This window comes from Streptomyces sp. NPDC031445 (genome assembly GCF_055581365.1).
Genome location: NZ_JBVIJO010000004.1, coordinates 377,971 through 395,177 on the forward strand (window position 1 = coordinate 377,971; position 17,207 = coordinate 395,177).

General features: G+C 73.0%; 15 protein-coding genes. 6 read left to right on the forward strand and 9 right to left on the reverse strand.

Annotated elements, in window-relative coordinates; all coding sequences use genetic code 11:
* Complete coding sequence (gene deoC, locus ACZ5DC_RS14440; protein WP_468652808.1) at positions 1-960, reverse strand: deoxyribose-phosphate aldolase; 960 nt, start codon at positions 958-960, stop codon at positions 1-3.
* 135 nt (positions 961-1,095) lie between these two features.
* Here deoC and ACZ5DC_RS14445 point away from each other — a divergent pair, with 135 nt between their 5' ends.
* The gene (locus ACZ5DC_RS14445; protein ID WP_468652581.1) at positions 1,096-1,797 is read left to right on the forward strand and encodes a PH domain-containing protein; all 702 of its coding nucleotides are present in this window, start codon (positions 1,096-1,098) and stop codon (positions 1,795-1,797) included.
* 285 nt (positions 1,798-2,082) lie between these two features.
* Here the strand turns inward: ACZ5DC_RS14445 and ACZ5DC_RS14450 are convergent, their stop codons facing one another.
* The 3 genes from ACZ5DC_RS14450 to ACZ5DC_RS14460 all read right to left on the reverse strand — a co-directional run bounded on the left by ACZ5DC_RS14450 (position 2,083) and on the right by ACZ5DC_RS14460 (position 6,253).
* Positions 2,083-3,714 (reverse strand): phospho-sugar mutase, encoded by a 1,632-nt coding sequence (locus tag ACZ5DC_RS14450; protein WP_468652583.1) that lies wholly within the window; start codon positions 3,712-3,714, stop codon positions 2,083-2,085.
* Positions 3,715-4,855: 1,141 nt separating this feature from the next.
* Positions 4,856-5,680, reverse strand: coding sequence for a purine-nucleoside phosphorylase (locus tag ACZ5DC_RS14455; RefSeq protein ID WP_366748708.1), 825 nt, complete (start codon positions 5,678-5,680; stop codon positions 4,856-4,858).
* 135 nt (positions 5,681-5,815) lie between these two features.
* Positions 5,816-6,253 (reverse strand): gamma-glutamylcyclotransferase family protein, encoded by a 438-nt coding sequence (locus ACZ5DC_RS14460; protein ID WP_014674593.1) that lies wholly within the window; start codon positions 6,251-6,253, stop codon positions 5,816-5,818.
* 95 nt (positions 6,254-6,348) lie between these two features.
* Here ACZ5DC_RS14460 and ACZ5DC_RS14465 point away from each other — a divergent pair, with 95 nt between their 5' ends.
* Positions 6,349-7,797 carry an NAD(P)H-quinone dehydrogenase gene (locus ACZ5DC_RS14465; RefSeq protein ID WP_468652585.1) on the forward strand — a complete coding sequence of 483 codons (1,449 nt, stop codon included), beginning with the start codon at positions 6,349-6,351 and terminating at the stop codon, positions 7,795-7,797.
* Between the two features lie 166 nt (positions 7,798-7,963).
* A complete protein-coding gene (locus ACZ5DC_RS14470; RefSeq protein WP_468652587.1) occupies positions 7,964-8,896 on the forward strand; it encodes a DeoR/GlpR family DNA-binding transcription regulator in 933 nt (310 codons plus the stop codon).
* Between the two features lie 232 nt (positions 8,897-9,128).
* Here the strand turns inward: ACZ5DC_RS14470 and ACZ5DC_RS14475 are convergent, their stop codons facing one another.
* Positions 9,129-10,901 carry an acetyl/propionyl/methylcrotonyl-CoA carboxylase subunit alpha gene (locus ACZ5DC_RS14475; protein ID WP_366748710.1) on the reverse strand — a complete coding sequence of 591 codons (1,773 nt, stop codon included), beginning with the start codon at positions 10,899-10,901 and terminating at the stop codon, positions 9,129-9,131.
* A gap of 379 nt (positions 10,902-11,280) precedes the next feature.
* Between ACZ5DC_RS14475 and ACZ5DC_RS14480 the strand changes: the two genes are divergently transcribed.
* Positions 11,281-11,850 (forward strand): hypothetical protein, encoded by a 570-nt coding sequence (locus ACZ5DC_RS14480; RefSeq protein WP_468652589.1) that lies wholly within the window; start codon positions 11,281-11,283, stop codon positions 11,848-11,850.
* Here the strand turns inward: ACZ5DC_RS14480 and ACZ5DC_RS14485 are convergent.
* From ACZ5DC_RS14485 to ACZ5DC_RS14500, 4 genes are all read right to left on the reverse strand, one after another.
* Positions 11,822-12,439 (reverse strand): Maf family protein, encoded by a 618-nt coding sequence (locus ACZ5DC_RS14485; protein WP_468652591.1) that lies wholly within the window; start codon positions 12,437-12,439, stop codon positions 11,822-11,824. The genes ACZ5DC_RS14480 and ACZ5DC_RS14485 overlap by 29 nt on opposite strands.
* Before the next feature lie 32 nt (positions 12,440-12,471).
* Positions 12,472-12,600 carry a morphogenic membrane protein MmpB gene (mmpB, locus tag ACZ5DC_RS14490; RefSeq protein ID WP_366759509.1) on the reverse strand — a complete coding sequence of 43 codons (129 nt, stop codon included), beginning with the start codon at positions 12,598-12,600 and terminating at the stop codon, positions 12,472-12,474.
* A gap of 84 nt (positions 12,601-12,684) precedes the next feature.
* A complete protein-coding gene (locus tag ACZ5DC_RS14495; RefSeq protein ID WP_468652593.1) occupies positions 12,685-12,894 on the reverse strand; it encodes an acyl-CoA carboxylase epsilon subunit in 210 nt (69 codons plus the stop codon).
* 53 nt (positions 12,895-12,947) lie between these two features.
* A complete protein-coding gene (locus ACZ5DC_RS14500) occupies positions 12,948-14,570 on the reverse strand; it encodes an acyl-CoA carboxylase subunit beta (RefSeq protein WP_468652595.1) in 1,623 nt (540 codons plus the stop codon).
* 110 nt (positions 14,571-14,680) lie between these two features.
* Here ACZ5DC_RS14500 and ACZ5DC_RS14505 point away from each other — a divergent pair, with 110 nt between their 5' ends.
* Both ACZ5DC_RS14505 and ACZ5DC_RS14510 read left to right on the forward strand, forming a co-directional pair.
* Positions 14,681-15,541 carry a biotin--[acetyl-CoA-carboxylase] ligase gene (locus tag ACZ5DC_RS14505; RefSeq protein WP_468652597.1) on the forward strand — a complete coding sequence of 287 codons (861 nt, stop codon included), beginning with the start codon at positions 14,681-14,683 and terminating at the stop codon, positions 15,539-15,541.
* A gap of 214 nt (positions 15,542-15,755) precedes the next feature.
* A complete protein-coding gene (locus tag ACZ5DC_RS14510) occupies positions 15,756-16,880 on the forward strand; it encodes an adenylate/guanylate cyclase domain-containing protein (protein ID WP_366748716.1) in 1,125 nt (374 codons plus the stop codon).
* Positions 16,881-17,207 lie beyond the last annotated feature (327 nt).

Sequence of the window (17,207 nt, forward strand, 5' to 3'; positions counted from 1 at the left end):
TCAGTCCACCGTCACGTAGTCGGGACCGGAGTAGCGGCCGGTGGCCAGCTTCTGGCGCTGCATCAGCAGGTCGTTCAGGAGCGAGGAGGCGCCGAAGCGGAACCAGTGGTTGTCCAGCCAGTCCTCGCCCGCGGTCTCGTTGACCAGGACCAGGAACTTGATCGCGTCCTTGCTGGTGCGGATGCCGCCGGCCGGCTTCACCCCGACCTGGACGCCGGTCTGGGCCCGGAAGTCGCGGACCGCCTCCAGCATGAGGAGGGTGTTCGCGGGCGTGGCGTTGACGGCGACCTTGCCCGTCGACGTCTTGATGAAGTCGGCGCCGGCCAGCATGCCGAGCCAGGAGGCACGGCGGATGTTGTCGTACGTCGACAGCTCGCCGGTCTCGAAGATGACCTTCAGCCGGGCGTCCGTCCCGCAGGCCTCCCTCACGGCGACGATCTCGTCGTACACCTTCAGGTACCTGCCGGCGAGGAACGCGCCGCGGTCGATGACCATGTCGATCTCGTCGGCGCCGGCGGCGACGGCCTCACGGACGTCGGCCAGCTTCACGTCGAGCGCGGCACGGCCGGCCGGGAAGGCGGTGGCCACCGAGGCGACCTTGACGCCGGAGCCGGCGACGGCCTCCTTGGCGACGGCCACCATGTCGGGGTAGACGCAGACCGCGGCCGTCGTCGGGGTCGTGCGGTCCGTGGGGTCCGGGTGGACCGCCTTGGCGCCGAGCGCCCGGACCTTGCCCGGGGTGTCCGCGCCTTCCAGCGTCGTCAGGTCGACCATCGAGATGGCGAGGTCGATGGCGTACGCCTTCGCGGTGGTCTTGATGGAACGGGTGCCGAGGGACGCGGCGCGCGCCTCCAGGCCGACCGCGTCGACGCCGGGCAGCCCGTGGAGGAAGCGGCGCAGCGTGCTGTCGGACGCGGTGACGTCAGCGAGAGCGTGAGCTGTGGGTGCGGTAGTGGGCATGGTCACCAGACGAGCATATCTACGCGCGTAGCGGCTGTACACCCCCGTGTCCGTCCCCGAGGCCGACATCACGGATGAGCGCCGGTTCACGGGCGCGTGGCCGCACCGCGGACGGCGTCGTGCAGAATCGGGGCCATGACCACCCCGGACCACCCGTCACCCGCGTCACAGCCGCCGGCGCCCGCCGCCAAGGACCGCGTCTACCGCTCGCCCCTCGCGCTGGCGGGCGGCACGCTGCTCCTCCTGGTCGTCCTCTGGCTGGGCTTCGACGCCCTGTTCAAGGGCCACGGCCGGACCCCGTGGCTGGCGCTGGCCGGGATGATCCTGATCGTGCCGCTGGTCCTCGCCTTCACGCTCCGCCCGGCGGTGTTCGCGGGCGAGGACCGGCTGCGCGTCCGCAACCCGTTCCGGGTGATCACCCTGCCCTGGGGCGAGATCGCCGGCCTGCGCTCCGGCTACTCCAACGAGGTCCTCGCCAAGTCCGGCGCCAAGTACCAGCTGTGGGCGGTCCCCGTCTCGCTGCGGGCCCGCAAGAAGGCGGTGCGCCGGCAGCAGCGGGCGGCGGCGGACGCGGCCCGCGGCACGGCCCGGGGCGGCCGGGACGGGGTGCTCGCACCGAGCGGCCTCGGCTTCGGCGGGTTCAGCGTGCGCGGCCCGGAGCCGGGGCCGGCCCGGGCGGAGAGCGACCAGATCATGGCCGACCTGGGGGAGACGCTGGAGCGGCGCGGGCAGGCCGAGTCGGCACAGGGCGAGATCACCGTGCGCTGGGCCTACGAGGTGGCCGCGCCCGCGGTCGCCGGAGCGGTGCTGCTGGCGATCCTGCTGGCGGTGGGCTGAGCGAGCCCTCGGGGGCTGCCCGCATCGCCTCCGGAGGGCGGGGCCACGGCCCGGGCGGGCTGACGCCGAGGCGTGGGCCTGCCGGGCCGGGTGCCGGTGCACGTCGGTTCCGGGTGCTGGATCGAGGCCGGATTTCCTGTGTGACGTGCCCGCGTGGGTGCGGCGTCGGCTGCCTGCTTCTGTGGTCCCTGCGCGCCGGTGCTCGCGACGGGTCGGACGGCGGCCCTACTGTCCCTGTCGTGCGGACGTTCCTGTCGTGCGGACGGACAGCAGGGCCCCGGTTCCTCAGATGCCGGCGGCCGCCGACAGGTCGCGCTTGACGGCCGTCAGCAGCTCCGCCGCGCGGGCGCGGGCGGCCGGCAGGCCGGCGTGCGCCGCGACCGGTACGACGACCTCCAGGTAGCACTTCAGCTTCGGCTCGGTGCCGCTGGGACGGACGATGACCCGGGCGCCGTCGAGCGTGTAGCGCAGGCCGTCCGTGGGCGGCAGCTTCTCCGTGCCCTGGCTCAGGTCCTCGGCCCGGACGACGGGCAGCCCCGCGAGACCGGCCGGCGGCTGCTCGCGCAGACGGCGCATCGCGTCCGCGATCAGCGAGAGGTCCTTGACCCGCACCGACAGCTGGTCGGTGGCGTGCAGGCCGTGCTCCACGGCCAGGTCGTCGAGCAGGTCCAGGAGGGTACGGCCCTCCTCCTTCAGCACGGACGCCAGCTCGGTGACCAGCAGCGCGGCGGTGATGCCGTCCTTGTCGCGCACCCCGTCCGGGTCCACGCAGTAGCCGAGGGCCTCCTCGTAGCCGTAGCGCAGGCCGTCGACACGGGCGATCCACTTGAAGCCGGTCAGCGTCTCCTCGTACGGCAGCCCCGCCTTCTGCGCGATCCGGCCGAGCAGGGAGGAGGAGACGATCGACTCGGCGAAGGTGCCCCGGGCGCCACGGCGGACCAGATGGGCGGCGAGCAGGGCGCCGACCTCGTCGCCGCGCAGCATCCGCCAGTCGCCGCCGTCCTTCACGGCCACCGCGCAGCGGTCCGCGTCGGGGTCGTTGGCGATCACCAGGTCCGGGTCGGTGGCGCGGGCCCGCGCGAACGCCAGGTCCATCGCGCCCGGCTCCTCCGGGTTCGGGAAGGCGACCGTCGGGAAGTCCGGGTCCGGGTCGGCCTGCTCGGCGACGAGGACCGGCTCGGGGAAGCCGGCGCGGGCGAACGCGGCCAGCAGGACGTCCCGGCCGACGCCGTGCATCGCCGTGTAGACCGTGCGGGCGGTACGGGGGGAGGAGGGGTCCAGCACGGCGTCCGTGCGGGCGAGGTAGGCGTCCAGGACCGACTGGTCCAGGGTCTCCCAGCCGTCCTCCGGACGGGGTACGTCGTGCAGGGAGGCGATCGCGTCGATCTCGGCGGCGATCTCCGCGTCGGCGGGCGGGACGATCTGGGAGCCGTCGCCGAGGTAGACCTTGTAGCCGTTGTCCCGGGGCGGGTTGTGGCTGGCGGTGACCTCGACGCCCGCGACCGCGCCGAGGTGCCTTATCGCGAAGGCCAGCACGGGGGTGGGCAGCGGGCGGGGGAGTACGGCCGCGCGCAGGCCGGCGCCGGTCATCACGGCGGCGGTGTCCCGGGCGAAGTCGGCGGACTTGTGGCGGGCGTCGTAGCCGATGACGACGAGTCCACCGGGGTGGCCGTTCTTCTTCAGGTACGCGGCGAGGCCCGCGGCGGCACGGATGACGACGCTGCGGTTCATGCGCATCGGGCCGGCGCCCAGCTCGCCGCGCAGGCCGGCGGTGCCGAACTGGAGTGTGCCGGAGAAGCGGGCCGACAGCTCCTCGACGGCACCGGCGTCGATCAGCGCGGCCAGTTCGTCGCGGGTCTCCTGGTCCGGGTCCTCGGCGAGCCAGGCCTTGGCCCGGGCGATGAGATCGTCGTGCACCTTGGGATCAACCTCTCCTGTGTTTGCCTCGTCCAACCGGGGGCTTCCCCCGGACCCCCACTCTGCCGCCGACGCCCCCGGGGAGCGGGGCGCGGCACGGAAGGGAGCTTGCCGCATCGCGCGCCGCTCGGGGGTCCGGGCGGCGGCGGGTACGGCTTGAGCGGCGGCGGTGCCGCCGGTCGTCGTGGTGCCGGTGGCGCGGTGCGGGAGCGGTGCCGCCGGACCGGGAGTACCGCCCCCGAGCCGGGTGGAACGCCGCCCCGGCCGAAGACCGACCCCTACGCTCGCTGGTGCCCACCCATGCCGGTCGCAACGCCGCCCCGGGCCAGAACCGGACCCGGCGCCGCACCCGAGGCCCGGCCCAGCGGGCTCCAGGTCCGAAGCCGAGCCGGCGACCCTGCCGGGAGCCGGGTCCAACGCCTGCCTGGGGCAGAGCTTGGTGCCCTGCTCGAAGCCGAGCCAGCGGGCCCCGCCCGAAGCCGGTCCCGGCGCCCCTGCCCGGAGCCGGGTCCAATGCCCGCCTGGGGCAGAGCTTGGTGCCCCGTTCGAAGCCGAGCCAGCGGGCCCTCGCTCGAAGCCGGTCCCGGCGCCCCTGCCGGGAGCCGGGTCCAACGCCTGCCTGGGGCAGAGCTTGGTGCCCTGCTCGAAGCCGAGCCAGCGGGCCCTCGCTCGAAGCCGGGCCCGGCGACCCTGCCGGGAGCCGGGTCCAACGCCTGCCTGGGGCAGAGCTTGGTGCCCCGCTCGAAGCCGAGCCAGCGGGCCCCGCCCGAAGCCGGTCCCGGCGCCCCTGCTCGAAGGCGGGCCCAACGTCTGCCTGGGGCAGAGCCCGGCGCCCCCGCTCGAAGCCGGTCCCAGCGCCCCGGCCCGAAGCCGAGGGCACCACCCCGCTTGGAGCCGACCGCTGTCCTGTCCCGCCCGGAGCCGGAGGCTGTCCCGCGCCCGCCCGGAGCAGCCGACCGCTGTCGCGCCCTCGCCCAGAGCCGGAGGCTTTTGCGCCCGCCCAGAGCCGGAGGCCGTAGCCCCCGCCCAGAGCGGGAGGCTGTCCCGCGCCCGCCCGGAGCCGAACCCAGCGCCCCGCCCCGCCCCGCTCCGAGTCGACCGGAACGCCACCGCCCCCGTCGAAGCCGAGCGCAGCGTTCCGTCAGATCCTGCCCAGTACCCGTGCCAGCAGTTCGCCCATGCGGGCCGCCGAGTCGCGGCCGGCCTGGAGGACCTCCTCGTGGTTGAGGGGTTCGCCGGTCATGCCCGCGGCCAGGTTGGTGACCAGGGAGATGCCGAGCACCTCGGCGCCGGCCTCGCGGGCGGCGATGGCCTCCAGCACCGTGGACATGCCGACCAGGTCCGCGCCGATGACGCGGGCCATGCGGATCTCGGCCGGGGTCTCGTAGTGCGGGCCGGGGAACTGGGCGTAGACGCCCTCCTCCAGCGTGGGGTCGATCTCCTTGCACAGGGCGCGCAGGCGCGGCGAGTACAGGTCCGTCAGGTCGACGAAGTTCGCGCCGACGATCGGGGACGTCGCCGTCAGGTTGATGTGGTCGCTGATCAGCACCGGCTGGCCGGGCCGCATGCCCTCGCGCAGACCGCCGCAGCCGTTGGTCAGCACGATGGTCTTGCAGCCGGCCGCGACGGCCGTACGGACGCCGTGCGCCACCGCGGCCACACCGCGGCCCTCGTAGTAGTGGGTGCGGCCCAGGAAGACCAGGGCCCGCTTGTCACCGAAGGAGTACGAGCGGATCTTGCCGCCGTGGCCCTCGACGGCCGGCGGCGGGAAGCCGGGCAGCTCGGTGACCTGGAACTCGGCGTCGGGCGCCCCGAGGGCGTCGACGGCCGGAGCCCAGCCGGAGCCCATCACGAGGGCGACGTCGTGGGTCTCGGCGCCCGTGAGGGCGCGCAGGCGCGCGGCGGCGGCGTCGGCGGCCGCGTGGGGGTCGCCCTGGATGTCGTCCGGAAGAAGAAATGCGTTCACGCCGATGAGGGTAGCCGGTTCTCGCCTACGCGCGTAGATGACAGAGCCCACGGGTTTGCCTTCGTTGTCTTGTCGTTTTCCACAAGCAGCCGGAGAAAGCGGAGCAAAACGCGGCACGGAGGGACGCCCGGAGGGTCAGCAGGGGCGCTTGCGGAGCTCCATCACGTAGTCGTGCGGAGCCCCCGCCGACTCCGCCGCGTCGGCGATCTCGCCCAGGTAGCGCGCCGACGGCAGCCCGCCTTCGTACGCGTTGAGGACGTACGCCCAGGCTGGCTCCTCACCGTCCAGGGTGTGCACGCGCACGCGCACCCGGCGGTAAATGTCGAGGCCCACGCCCTCCCACCGGTCGAGCGACTCCTCGTCCATGGGTGCGATGTCGTACAGGCCGACGAAGACCTCGGCCAACGGGTCCTCGACGATCGTGGCCAGCGCCCCCTCCCAGCCCAGCTGCTCGCCGCCGAAGGTCAGCCGCCAGCCGTTCAGCCAGCCGGTGGCGCGCAGCGGGGAGTGCGGGGCGCGGCGGGACATCAGGCGCGCGTCGAGGTTGCCGGCGTACGCGGCATAGAGCGACATGGACGAAGGGTACGGCAGGCGCACCGCGTGCCCCGGGCGTCCCGGGAGCCCCGGGTGGCGCCCCCGGGCAGTGGCACCTTGAAGCGTGCGGGACAATGGAGTACGTGACTCGGATCGTGATCATCGGTGGCGGACCCGGCGGATACGAAGCGGCGCTGGTGGCCGCTCAGCTCGGCGCGGAGGTGACCGTCGTCGACTGCGACGGTCTGGGCGGGGCGTCGGTGCTGACCGACTGCGTGCCGTCGAAGACCCTTATCGCTACGGCCGAGGTCATGACGACCTTCGATTCGTCGTACGAAGAGCTCGGCATCATCGTCGCCGACGACACCCCGCCGCTGGAGCAGGCGGCCCGGGTGGTCGGCGTGGACCTCGGGAAGGTCAACCGCCGGGTGAAGCGGCTGGCGCTCGCCCAGTCCCACGACATCACCGCCTCCGTCACCCGGGCCGGCGCCCGGGTCGTGCGCGGGCGCGGCCGGCTGGACGGCATGCAGTCCCTGGACGGGTCCCGGAAGGTCGTCGTCACCGCCGCCGACGGCACCGAGGAGACGCTCACCGCCGACGCCGTCCTCATCGCCACCGGCGGTCATCCGCGCGAGCTGCCCGACGCCCGGCCCGACGGCGAGCGCATCCTCAACTGGACCCAGGTCTACGACCTCACCGAGCTGCCCGACGAGCTGATCGTGGTCGGGTCGGGCGTGACCGGCGCCGAGTTCGCCGGCGCGTACCAGGCCCTGGGGTCGAAGGTCACGCTCGTGTCGTCCCGCGACCGCGTGCTGCCGGGGGAGGACCCGGACGCCGCCGCCGTCCTGGAGGACGTCTTCCGGCGCCGTGGCATGAACGTCATGGCCCGCTCCCGCGCGCAGTCCGCCAAGCGGGTCGGCGACCGGGTCGAGGTGACGCTGGCCGACGGCCGGGTCATCACCGGCTCGCACTGCCTGATGGCGGTCGGCGCCATCCCGAACAGCGCGGGCCTCGGCCTGGAGGAGGCCGGGGTCAAGCTGCGCGACTCGGGTCACATCTGGACGGACAAGGTGTCCCGGACGACCGCGCCCGGCGTCTACGCGGCCGGTGACGTGACCGGTGTCTTCGCCCTCGCGTCCGTCGCCGCCATGCAGGGGCGCATCGCCATGTACCACTTCCTCGGCGACGCGGTGGCCCCGCTGAACCTGAAGACCGTCTCGTCCAACGTCTTCACCGACCCCGAGATCGCCACCGTCGGTTACACCCAGGCGGACGTGGACGCGGGGAAGATCGACGCCAAGGTCGTCAAGCTGCCGCTGCTGCGCAACCCGCGCGCCAAGATGCAGGGCATCCGGGACGGCTTCGTGAAGATCTTCTGCCGGCCCGGCACGGGCATCGTGGTCGGCGGGGTGGTCGTGGCGCCGCGCGCCTCGGAACTGATCCACCCCATCTCGATCGCCGTCGACAACAATCTGACGGTCGAACAGATCGCGAACGCGTTCACGGTGTACCCCTCCCTTTCGGGGTCGATCGCGGAGGTCGCGCGGCAGTTGCACACCCGCAAGGCGAGCGCGGAGGCCTGACGGCCGCCGCCGGCTTCCCCCTGGTCAGGGGGTGTCGGGGCATGCGCGGTCGGCATAGTCGGGGCGGACGGGTTCTATACCACTTCCCGCCCTGCCGTGCGAACAACTTCTGTTATTCGGCGCAAACTGCTGAAAGCAGACGGTCGCTGGGGTTACTGTCAGTTTCGTGTTCGCTGCTGAACGTCGCCAATTGATCCTTGAAATGGTGCGAGCGAACGGTGCCGTGTCGCTCCGTGAGCTCGCCCGCGTCGTCCAGACCTCCGAAGTGACCGTACGGCGGGACGTGCGGGCACTGGAGGCAGAAGGACTCCTCGACCGCCGGCACGGCGGTGCGGTACTGCCGGGCGGGTTCACGCGAGAGTCCGGCTTTCCGCAGAAATCCCATCTCGCGACCGCCGAGAAGACGGCCATCGCCGACCTCGCCGCGGGCCTCGTCGAAGAGGGCGAGGCGATCGTGGTCGGGGCCGGTACGACCACGCAGGAGCTGGCCCGCCGGCTCGCGCGCGTGCCGGGCCTGACGGTCGTCACCAACTCCCTCCTGGTGGCGCAGGCGCTGGCCCACGCCAACCGGGTGGAGGTCGTGATGACCGGAGGCACCCTGCGCGGCTCCAACTACGCCCTCGTCGGCTCCGGCGCGGAGCAGTCCCTCCAGGGCCTGCGCGTGTCGAAGGCCTTCCTGTCCGGAAGCGGGCTGACGGCCGAGCGGGGCCTGTCCACCTCCAACATGCTCTCGGCGTCCGTCGACCGGGCCCTCGTCCAGGCCGCGGCGGAGGTCGTGGTCCTCGCCGACCACACCAAGCTCGGCACGGACACCATGTTCCAGACCGTGCCCACGGACCTCATCACCCGGCTGGTCACCGACGAGCCCCCGGCCCACGACGACCGCGCCGCCACGGAGCTGCAGGCGCTCGCGGACCAGGGCGTGCAGATCGCCGTGGCCGGGGCGAGCGGGAACCCGGGGGGTGAACAGGTCCCGGCGGCCCGCCGCGCCCCGCTGCCGGGGCCGCGCAGGGGGCACGTGGCGCTCCGCTCGGGGGCGGGGCTGGGAGAGTCGGCCGCGGCCGAACGAGGACGCGTCGCCGACCTGCGAAGGCGCTGAGGACGCCGGACGCCCGGACGCGCGCAGGCTCGGCAGGGGCCGACTCTCGCGCGGACTGACAGGGCGTCCGACCGGCCGTCAGCCGCCCGGCGACTCCTCCCCGGACCGGACCGGGCCCCGCACCGCCGCCGCCCACCCGTCGGCGGCGCCCACGGCTACAGGCTCAGGGTCCGGAAAAGCGGCCGGCCCCCGGTGTCTGCCGGGGGCCGACTCGGTGTGTCGCGGCCGGACCTCAGTCCTTGATCTCGCAGATCGCCGCGCCCGACGTGATGGACGCGCCGACCTCGGCGGTCAGGCCCTTGATGGTGCCCGCCTTGTGGGCGTTCAGGGGCTGTTCCATCTTCATGGCCTCCAGGACGACGACCAGGTCGCCCTCCTTGACCTCCTGGCCCTCCTCGACGGCGATCTTCACGATCGTGCCCTGCATCGGCGAGGCGAGGGTGTCACCGGAGGCGACCGGGCCGGACTTCTTCGCCGCGCGACGCTTGGGCTTGGCGCCGGCCGCGAGGCCCGTGCGGGCCAGGCTCATGCCGAGTGACGACGGCAGCGAGACCTCCAGGCGCTTGCCGCCGACCTCGACGACGACCGTCTCGCGGCCCAGCTCCTCCTCCGCCTCGGCGTCGGCGGGCGCGGCGAACGGCTTGATCTCGTTGACGAACTCGGTCTCGATCCAGCGGGTGTGGACCGTGAAGGGGTCCTGGGAGCCGGTCAGCTCCGGGGCGAACGCCGGGTCCCGGACCACCACGCGGTGGAAGGGGATCGCCGTCGCCATGCCCTCGACCTGGAACTCGTCCAGCGCGCGGGCGGCCCGCTCCAGGGCCTCCTTGCGGGTACGGCCGGTCACGACCAGCTTGGCGAGCAGCGAGTCCCAGGCCGGGCCGATGACCGAGCCGGACTCCACGCCCGCGTCCAGACGGACGCCGGGGCCGGACGGCGGGTCGAACCGGGTGACCGTGCCGGGGGCCGGGAGGAAGTTGCGGCCCGGGTCCTCGCCGTTGATACGGAACTCGAACGAGTGACCGCGCAGCACCGGATCGCCGTAACCGAGTTCCTCGCCGTCGGCGATGCGGAACATCTCGCGGACCAGGTCGATGCCGGCGACCTCCTCGGTCACCGGGTGCTCCACCTGGAGGCGGGTGTTCACCTCCAGGAAGGAGATCGTGCCGTCCTGGCCGACCAGGAACTCACAGGTGCCGGCGCCCTCGTAGCGGGCCTCCTTCAGGATCGCCTTCGACGCGCGGTACAGCTCGGCGACCTGCTCCTCGGACAGGAACGGCGCCGGGGCCTCCTCGACCAGCTTCTGGTGGCGGCGCTGGAGGGAGCAGTCACGGGTGGAGACCACGACCACGTTGCCGTGCTTGTCGGCCAGGCACTGGGTCTCCACGTGGCGCGGACGGTCCAGGTAGCGCTCGACGAAGCACTCGCCGCGGCCGAAGGCGGCGACCGCCTCGCGCACCGCGGAGTCGTACAGCTCCGGGACCTCTTCGAGGGTGCGGGCCACCTTCAGACCGCGGCCACCGCCGCCGAAGGCGGCCTTGATGGCGATCGGCAGGCCGTGCTCCCGGGCGAAGGCCACGACCTCGTCGGCGCCGCTCACCGGGTCGGGCGTACCGGCGACCAGCGGCGCGCCGGCGCGCTGGGCGATGTGCCGGGCGGCGACCTTGTCGCCCAGGTCGCGGATCGCCTGCGGCGGCGGGCCGATCCAGATCAGGCCGGCGTCCAGCACGGCCTGCGCGAACTCGGCGTTCTCCGAGAGGAAGCCGTACCCCGGGTGGACGGCGTCCGCGCCGGACTCGCGCGCCGCGTTCAAGATCTTGTCGATGACCAGGTAGCTGGTGGCCGGGGTGTCACCGCCCAGAGCGAACGCCTCATCCGCGGCGCGGACATGCAGAGCGTCCCGGTCCGGGTCGGCGTAGACGGCCACGCTCGCGATCCCGGCGTCCCGACAGGCCCGGGCCACGCGGACAGCGATTTCGCCACGGTTGGCGATGAGCACCTTGCGCACGATTGAGGCTCCCTCCTTGAAACAAGCCGAGTTTAGGGACTGCCGACACGGCACTTCGACCCGTCCCCTGTGGTGAGCTTGCCCACACGGAGCGTGATGCGAGGCCCGCTCGACCCGCGAAAGCCCATGTCGCACCTCGGTACGCAGGACTCCTGCGGCAAACCCTAGCCCTGCCATGTGGCCAAGGTCTCTGTGAAGGCGTGCTGCGGCCCACTCGGATTCTTTGTCGAGTCCCTACGAATGGCCCAATGATTCTTTGCTGCTGACCGAACCCTTGTCCCTGGGTTTACCCGTTAGTAGCGTTCGCGCTGTCCGGAACGTACCTGGGGTAACAGGCTGCTGGTGTGAGAGTGGGTGGGGACCGGTGGTGCGCAGACCGGTGGCAGGGGCCGTGGCGGTCGTCCTCCTGGCGGAGGCTGTCCTCATCGCCGCGCTCAACTGGTTTCTCGGAGTGGTCGTCGACCGCCAGGACATGTCCCTGGCCGGTCTCGACCCGGACGTCATGTCGATGTCCTCGAAGATCGGCGGAGTGGTCTTCGGCCTCTACTTCGCGCTGTGCGCCCTGGTGGCCGCGCTGGTCGCGGTACGGGACCGCGCCCCGGCGGGTCTCGGCCGCGTCCTGCTGATCAGCGCGGCCGTCGTGCACGGCCTGCTCGGCGCGTTCGCCTGGGGCCTGGTGGGCTGGACGGCCTTCCTGTTCATGGTGGTCGTCCTCGCGCTGATCGTGCTGCTCCTGATGACGTACGACCGTGCGGGCGGCCCGGAGGGGGCGGCGCCCGGCGGCACGCCCGGGGAGGGCGCCGGACCGGCCGCGCGAACGGAACCGGGCGCGGCCCCCGCCGGCGCGGGCGCGCCGGTGAGCCGTACGGACGAGCCGCAGGACGGGGACGACGAGCCGCAGGACACGGTCCCCGCCCGGATCACCGCTCCGGTGCCCACAACTCCGTGATGCCCACGCCCAGTTCGGCGAGGAGCCTGCGGAGCAGGGGCAGGCTGATGCCGATCACGTTGCCGTGGTCGCCGTCGATGCCCTCGATGAACGGCGCCGAACGGCCGTCCAGGGTGAACGCGCCGGCGACGTGCAGCGGCTCCCCGGAGGCCACGTAGGCGGTGATCTCCTCGTCGCTGGGCTCACCGAAGCGGACGACGGTGGACGCGGTCGCCGACACGTACCGCTTGGCCTCCGTGTCCCACACGCAGTGCCCCGTCTGGAGGACCCCGGCCCGCCCGCGCATGTTCTTCCAGCGTGCGGTGGCCTCCTCGGCGTCGGCCGGCTTGCCGAGCGCCTGCCCGTCCAGCTCCAGCACCGAGTCGCAGCCGATCACCAGGGCGCCCCGCACCTCCGGTTTCGCCGCCACCACGCTCGCCTTGGCCTCGGCGAGGGCGAGGGCCAGTTCCGCCGGGGTGGGCGCGGTGACGGCGTCCTCGTCGACGCCGCTCACGATCACCTCGGGGGCGAGGCCGGCCTGCCGGAGCAGGGCCAGCCGGGCGGGGGACTGGGAGGCGAGCACGAGTCGCCTGCGGGGTGTGACAGTCATGCGGCCAGGTTAGTCAGCGGGCGCGCCGCGGCTCACCTCAGGCCACTGACGATCATGAACAGCACCATGGCGAGGGCCACCAGGAGCCCGAGCCGCCGAAGCATGTCCTGCGCGTCGCGCAGTTCCTTCGGCGGTTCGTTCTCCGGGTCTGACCACAGCACCCCTCCAGCGTGCGGCTTCGGCCGGGGAGGGCGCCTGAGTACTGCTACTCAGGTTGGCGCCCCGGCTCGTGCTCCCGGAACCCCTCAGACCGGCCAGTAGGTGCGGGTCCAGGACGTCGGGCCCGGGCGGGGGACGCGGTGGGCCGCGATCCGGGACGGGTCGGACCACGCGTCCCTCGGGGACTCCGCGCCGGACGGCGTCGCCTCCGCCGCCGCGGCGCGGGCGCGGACCACCGCCAGGGCGGCGGCCAGCTCCTCCGCGGTCGGATTGCCTCGTACGACCTTGATGTTCATGACCGCTCCCGGGGTCGGCAGGGCTTGGCGGGTGACCTAGGGCCTCTCGGACCCTAGAGGGGGATGTTCCCGTGCTTCTTCGGAGGAAGGGATTCCCGCTTGGTGCGCAGGTGACGCAGCCCGCGGACGATGTGCGCGCGGGTGTCGGACGGCATGATCACCGCGTCGATGTAACCGCGCTCCGCCGCGACGTAGGGGTTGAGGAGGGTGTCCTCGTACTCCTGGATCAGCCGGGCGCGCACCGCCTCCGCGTTTTCGGGGTTCCCGCCGCCCGCCTCCGCCTCCGCGATCGTGCGGCGGTGCAGGATGTTGACCGCGCCCTGGGCGCCCATGACGGCGATCTGGGCGGTGGGCCAGGCCAGGTTGAGGTCGGCGCCCAGGTGCTTGGAGCCCATGACGTCGTAGGCGCCGCCGAAGGCCTTGCGGGTGATGACGGTGATCAGCGGGACGGTGGCCTCGGCGTAGGCGTAGATCAGCTTGGCGCCGCGCCGGATGATGCCGTCGTGCTCCTGGCCGACGCCCGGCAGGAAGCCCGGCACGTCCACGAAGGTCAGCACCGGGATGTTGAAGGCGTCGCAGGTCCGTACGAACCGGGCGGCCTTCTCGCTCGCCGTGATGTCGAGGCAGCCGGCGAACTGCATCGGCTGGTTGGCGACGACGCCGACCGGGTGGCCCTCGACCCGCCCGAACCCGGTGAGGATGTTCGGCGCGAACAGGGCCTGGGTCTCGAAGAACTCGGCGTCGTCCAGGACGTGCTCGATCACCGTGTGCATGTCGTACGGCTGGTTGGCGCTGTCCGGTACGACGGTGTCCAGCTCGCGGTCCTCGTCGCTGGGGGAGAGGTCCGCCTCCTCCGGGAAGACCGGGGGCTCGGAGAGGTTGTTGGACGGCAGGTACGACAGCAGCTGCTTGACGTACTCGATGGCGTCCTTCTCGTCCCCGGCCATGTGGTGGGCCACGCCGGAGGCGGTGTTGTGGGTGCGGGCGCCGCCCAGCTCCTCGAAGCCGACGTCCTCGCCGGTGACGGTCTTGATGACGTCCGGGCCGGTGATGAACATGTGCGAGGTCTGGTCGACCATGACCGTGAAGTCGGTGATGGCCGGGGAGTAGACCGCGCCGCCCGCGCAGGGCCCGACGACGAGCGAGATCTGCGGGATGACACCGCTGGCGTGGGTGTTGCGCCGGAAGATCTCGCCGTACGCCCCGAGGGAGGCGACCCCCTCCTGGATGCGGGCGCCGCCGGAGTCGTTGATCCCGATGACCGGGCAGCCGGTCTTCAGCGCGAAGTCCATGACCTTGACGATCTTCTGGCCGTAGACCTCGCCGAGGGCGCCGCCGAAGACGGTGAAGTCCTGCGAGAAGACCGCGACCGGGCGGCCGTCGACCGTGCCGTAGCCGGTGACGACACCGTCCCCGTACGGGCGGTTCCGCTCCAGCCCGAAGTTGGTCGACCGGTGCCGGGCGAACTCGTCCAGCTCGACGAACGACCCCTCGTCGAGCAGCAGTTCGATCCGCTCACGCGCCGTCAGCTTGCCCTTGGCGTGCTGCTTCTCGACGGCGCGCTCGGAGCCGGCGTGCGTCGCCTCGTGGATGCGGCGCTGGAGATCCGCGAGCTTCCCCGCGGTCGTGTGGATGTCGGTCCCTTGGACCTCGTGACGCTCTTCCGGCTCGGACATCGGGATGCGGCTCCCTGCCTGCTCAAAAGGGGGGACGGTTACTCATCCGTAGAGTAGTGGCGGGCCTGCGGATCAGCAGTGCGTCGTTTACCACACCTAGGGTGGCTTGCATGACGCCGCAGAATCCATCAGACGACAGCCGCTGGTCCGACCTGGACCGTCCGCCCCTGAACGGCGCCGCCCTGCGCCGCGGGCTGGTCAGGCCGGAGGGCCTGTACTGCGACATCGAGGTGGTGCAGCGGACCGGTTCCACCAACTCCGACCTGGTCGCCCTGGCCGCCGCGGGCGACGCCGACGAGGGCGCGGTCCTGGTGGCCGAGGAGCAGACGACGGGCCGGGGCCGGCTGGACCGCCGCTGGACGGCTCCGCCGCGCTCGGGCCTGTTCTTCTCCGTCCTGCTCAAGCCCACCGAGGTGCCGGTGGCCCGCTGGGGTTGGCTGCCGCTGCTGACGGGCGTGGCGGTGGCGACCGGGCTGTCCCGGGCGGCGGGCGTCGACACGGCGCTCAAGTGGCCGAACGACCTGCTGGTGACCGTCGGCGGGGAGGAACGCAAGGCCGGCGGCATCCTGGCCGAGCGGGCCGGCGACGACGGCGTCGTCATCGGCGTCGGCATCAACGTCACCCTCAGGGCCGACGAGCTGCCGGTCCCGCAGGCGGGGTCCCTCGCCCTGGCCGGCGCGCTGGGCACGGACCGGGATCCGCTGCTGCGGGCGGTGCTGCGGTCGCTGGAGGGCTGGTACGGGCGCTGGCGGGCCGCGGGGGGCGATCCTTCGGCGAGCCGGCTCCAGGAGACGTACACCGCGGGCTGCGCGACCCTCGGGCGGATGGTGCGGGCGGAGCTGCCGGGTGACCGCTCGGTGGTCGGGGAGGCCGTGGCGCTGGACGGCGACGGGCGGCTGGTCATCGCCACGGAGAACGGGGTGCGGGAGCCGGTGGGGGCGGGCGACATCGTCCACCTGCGGCCGGCGTAGAGCGCTGCGAAAAGGCGCGGGGAACCGCCCGACCAGCCAGAATGGACCTGCGGCCGGGCACGGCGAGCACGCGTCGCCGGGCCACCCCGGTCCACGTGACCGGTGCCGGGAACGCGTGCCGCCGGCCCAACCCGACGGAGTGAGCTGGCGCACACCTGCCGTAGAGTTGAGGCCGGTCGATACCTGACCGCGGCAGATCGGAAGGGCAGCAGGCGTGACCGTCGACGACACGGGCTCCGGCGCTGGCGGGGACGGCCGGGTGGACCCCCACGCCCCCGAGACCGGCGATGACCCGCTGGCCCTGCGTCTCGAACAGCTCATCCTGGGCGCCGAGCGCCGCTACACCCCGTTCCAGGCCGCCCGCAGCGCCGGCGTCTCCATGGAGCTGGCGTCCCGGTTCTGGCGGGCGATGGGCTTCGCGGACATCGGCCAGGCCAAGGCCCTCACCGAGGCCGACGTGCTGGCCCTGCGCCGCCTCGCCGGCCTGGTGGAGGCGGGGCTGCTGAGCGAGGCCATGGCGGTGCAGGTGGCCCGGTCCACCGGGCAGACCACCGCCCGGTTGGCGGAATGGCAGATCGACTCCTTCCTGGAGGGCCTGACCGAGCCCCCGGAACCGGGGATGACCCGCACCGAGGTGACGTACCCGATCGTCGAGCTGCTCCTGCCCGAGCTGGAGGAGTTCCTCGTCTACGTCTGGCGGCGCCAGCTCGCCGCGTCGGCCGGCCGGGTCGTCCAGACCGCCGACGACGAGGAGATGGTCGACCGGCGGCTCGCCGTCGGCTTCGCCGATCTCGTCGGCTTCACCCGGCTCACCCGCCGCATGGAGGAGGAGGAGCTGGGCGAGCTGGTCGAGGCGTTCGAGACCACCGCCGCCGACCTGGTGGCGGCGCGCGGCGGCCGGCTCATCAAGACCCTCGGCGACGAGGTGCTGTACGCGGCGGACGACGCCGGTGTGGCCGCGGACATCGCGCTGCTGCTGGTGGAGACGCTGGCGAACGACGAGACGATGCCCGAGCTGCGGGTCGGCATGGCGTTCGGCACGGTGACCACCCGCATGGGCGACGTGTTCGGTACGACGGTGAACCTGGCCTCCCGGCTGACCTCGATAGCCCCGCGCGACGCCGTGCTCGTGGACAGCGCGTTCGCCGAGGAGCTGATCCGCAGCGGCGAGGCGCCCGCCTCGGAGGCGGAGGCGGCGGAGGCCGCGGCGGCGGCCGAGAAGGAGGGCGAGGACCCGCCGGTGTACCGCTTCGCGCTCCAGCCGATGTGGCAGCGCCCGGTGCGTGGGCTCGGTGTGGTGGAGCCGTGGCTGCTGACCCGCCGTGACGGGCAGCCGTAGCCGCCGGGGCGGTTCTCAGCCGTGCCGGTCGCCGGGTACGTCCAGGCACAGTCCGATCACCGGCACGCACACCCCGCCCGGACGGGGCTCCGGACCGGCCGGGCCGTGACCGGGGGTGGCCGGGGCCGGTGCGCGGGGGCGGACGCCGTCGGCTGTGCAGCGCCCGGTGCGTGGGCTCGGTGTGGTGGAGCCGTGGCTGCTGACCCGCCGCGACGGGCAGCCGTAGCCGCCGGGCGGTTCTCAGCCGTGCCGGTCGCCGGGTACGTCCAGGCACAGTCCGATCACCGGCACGCACACCCCGCCCGGACGGGGCTCCGGACCGGCCGG

Coding starts and splice junctions, on each gene's coding strand:
- deoC (WP_468652808.1), bottom strand. CDS start 960: ATGCCCACTACCGCACCCACAGCTCACGCTCTCGCTGACGTCACCGCG.
- ACZ5DC_RS14445 (WP_468652581.1), top strand. CDS start 1,096: ATGACCACCCCGGACCACCCGTCACCCGCGTCACAGCCGCCGGCGCCC.
- ACZ5DC_RS14460 (WP_014674593.1), bottom strand. CDS start 6,253: ATGTCGCTCTATGCCGCGTACGCCGGCAACCTCGACGCGCGCCTGATG.
- ACZ5DC_RS14465 (WP_468652585.1), top strand. CDS start 6,349: ATGGAGTACGTGACTCGGATCGTGATCATCGGTGGCGGACCCGGCGGA.
- ACZ5DC_RS14485 (WP_468652591.1), bottom strand. CDS start 12,439: ATGACTGTCACACCCCGCAGGCGACTCGTGCTCGCCTCCCAGTCCCCC.
- ACZ5DC_RS14495 (WP_468652593.1), bottom strand. CDS start 12,894: ATGAACATCAAGGTCGTACGAGGCAATCCGACCGCGGAGGAGCTGGCC.
- ACZ5DC_RS14500 (WP_468652595.1), bottom strand. CDS start 14,570: ATGTCCGAGCCGGAAGAGCGTCACGAGGTCCAAGGGACCGACATCCAC.
- ACZ5DC_RS14505 (WP_468652597.1), top strand. CDS start 14,681: ATGACGCCGCAGAATCCATCAGACGACAGCCGCTGGTCCGACCTGGAC.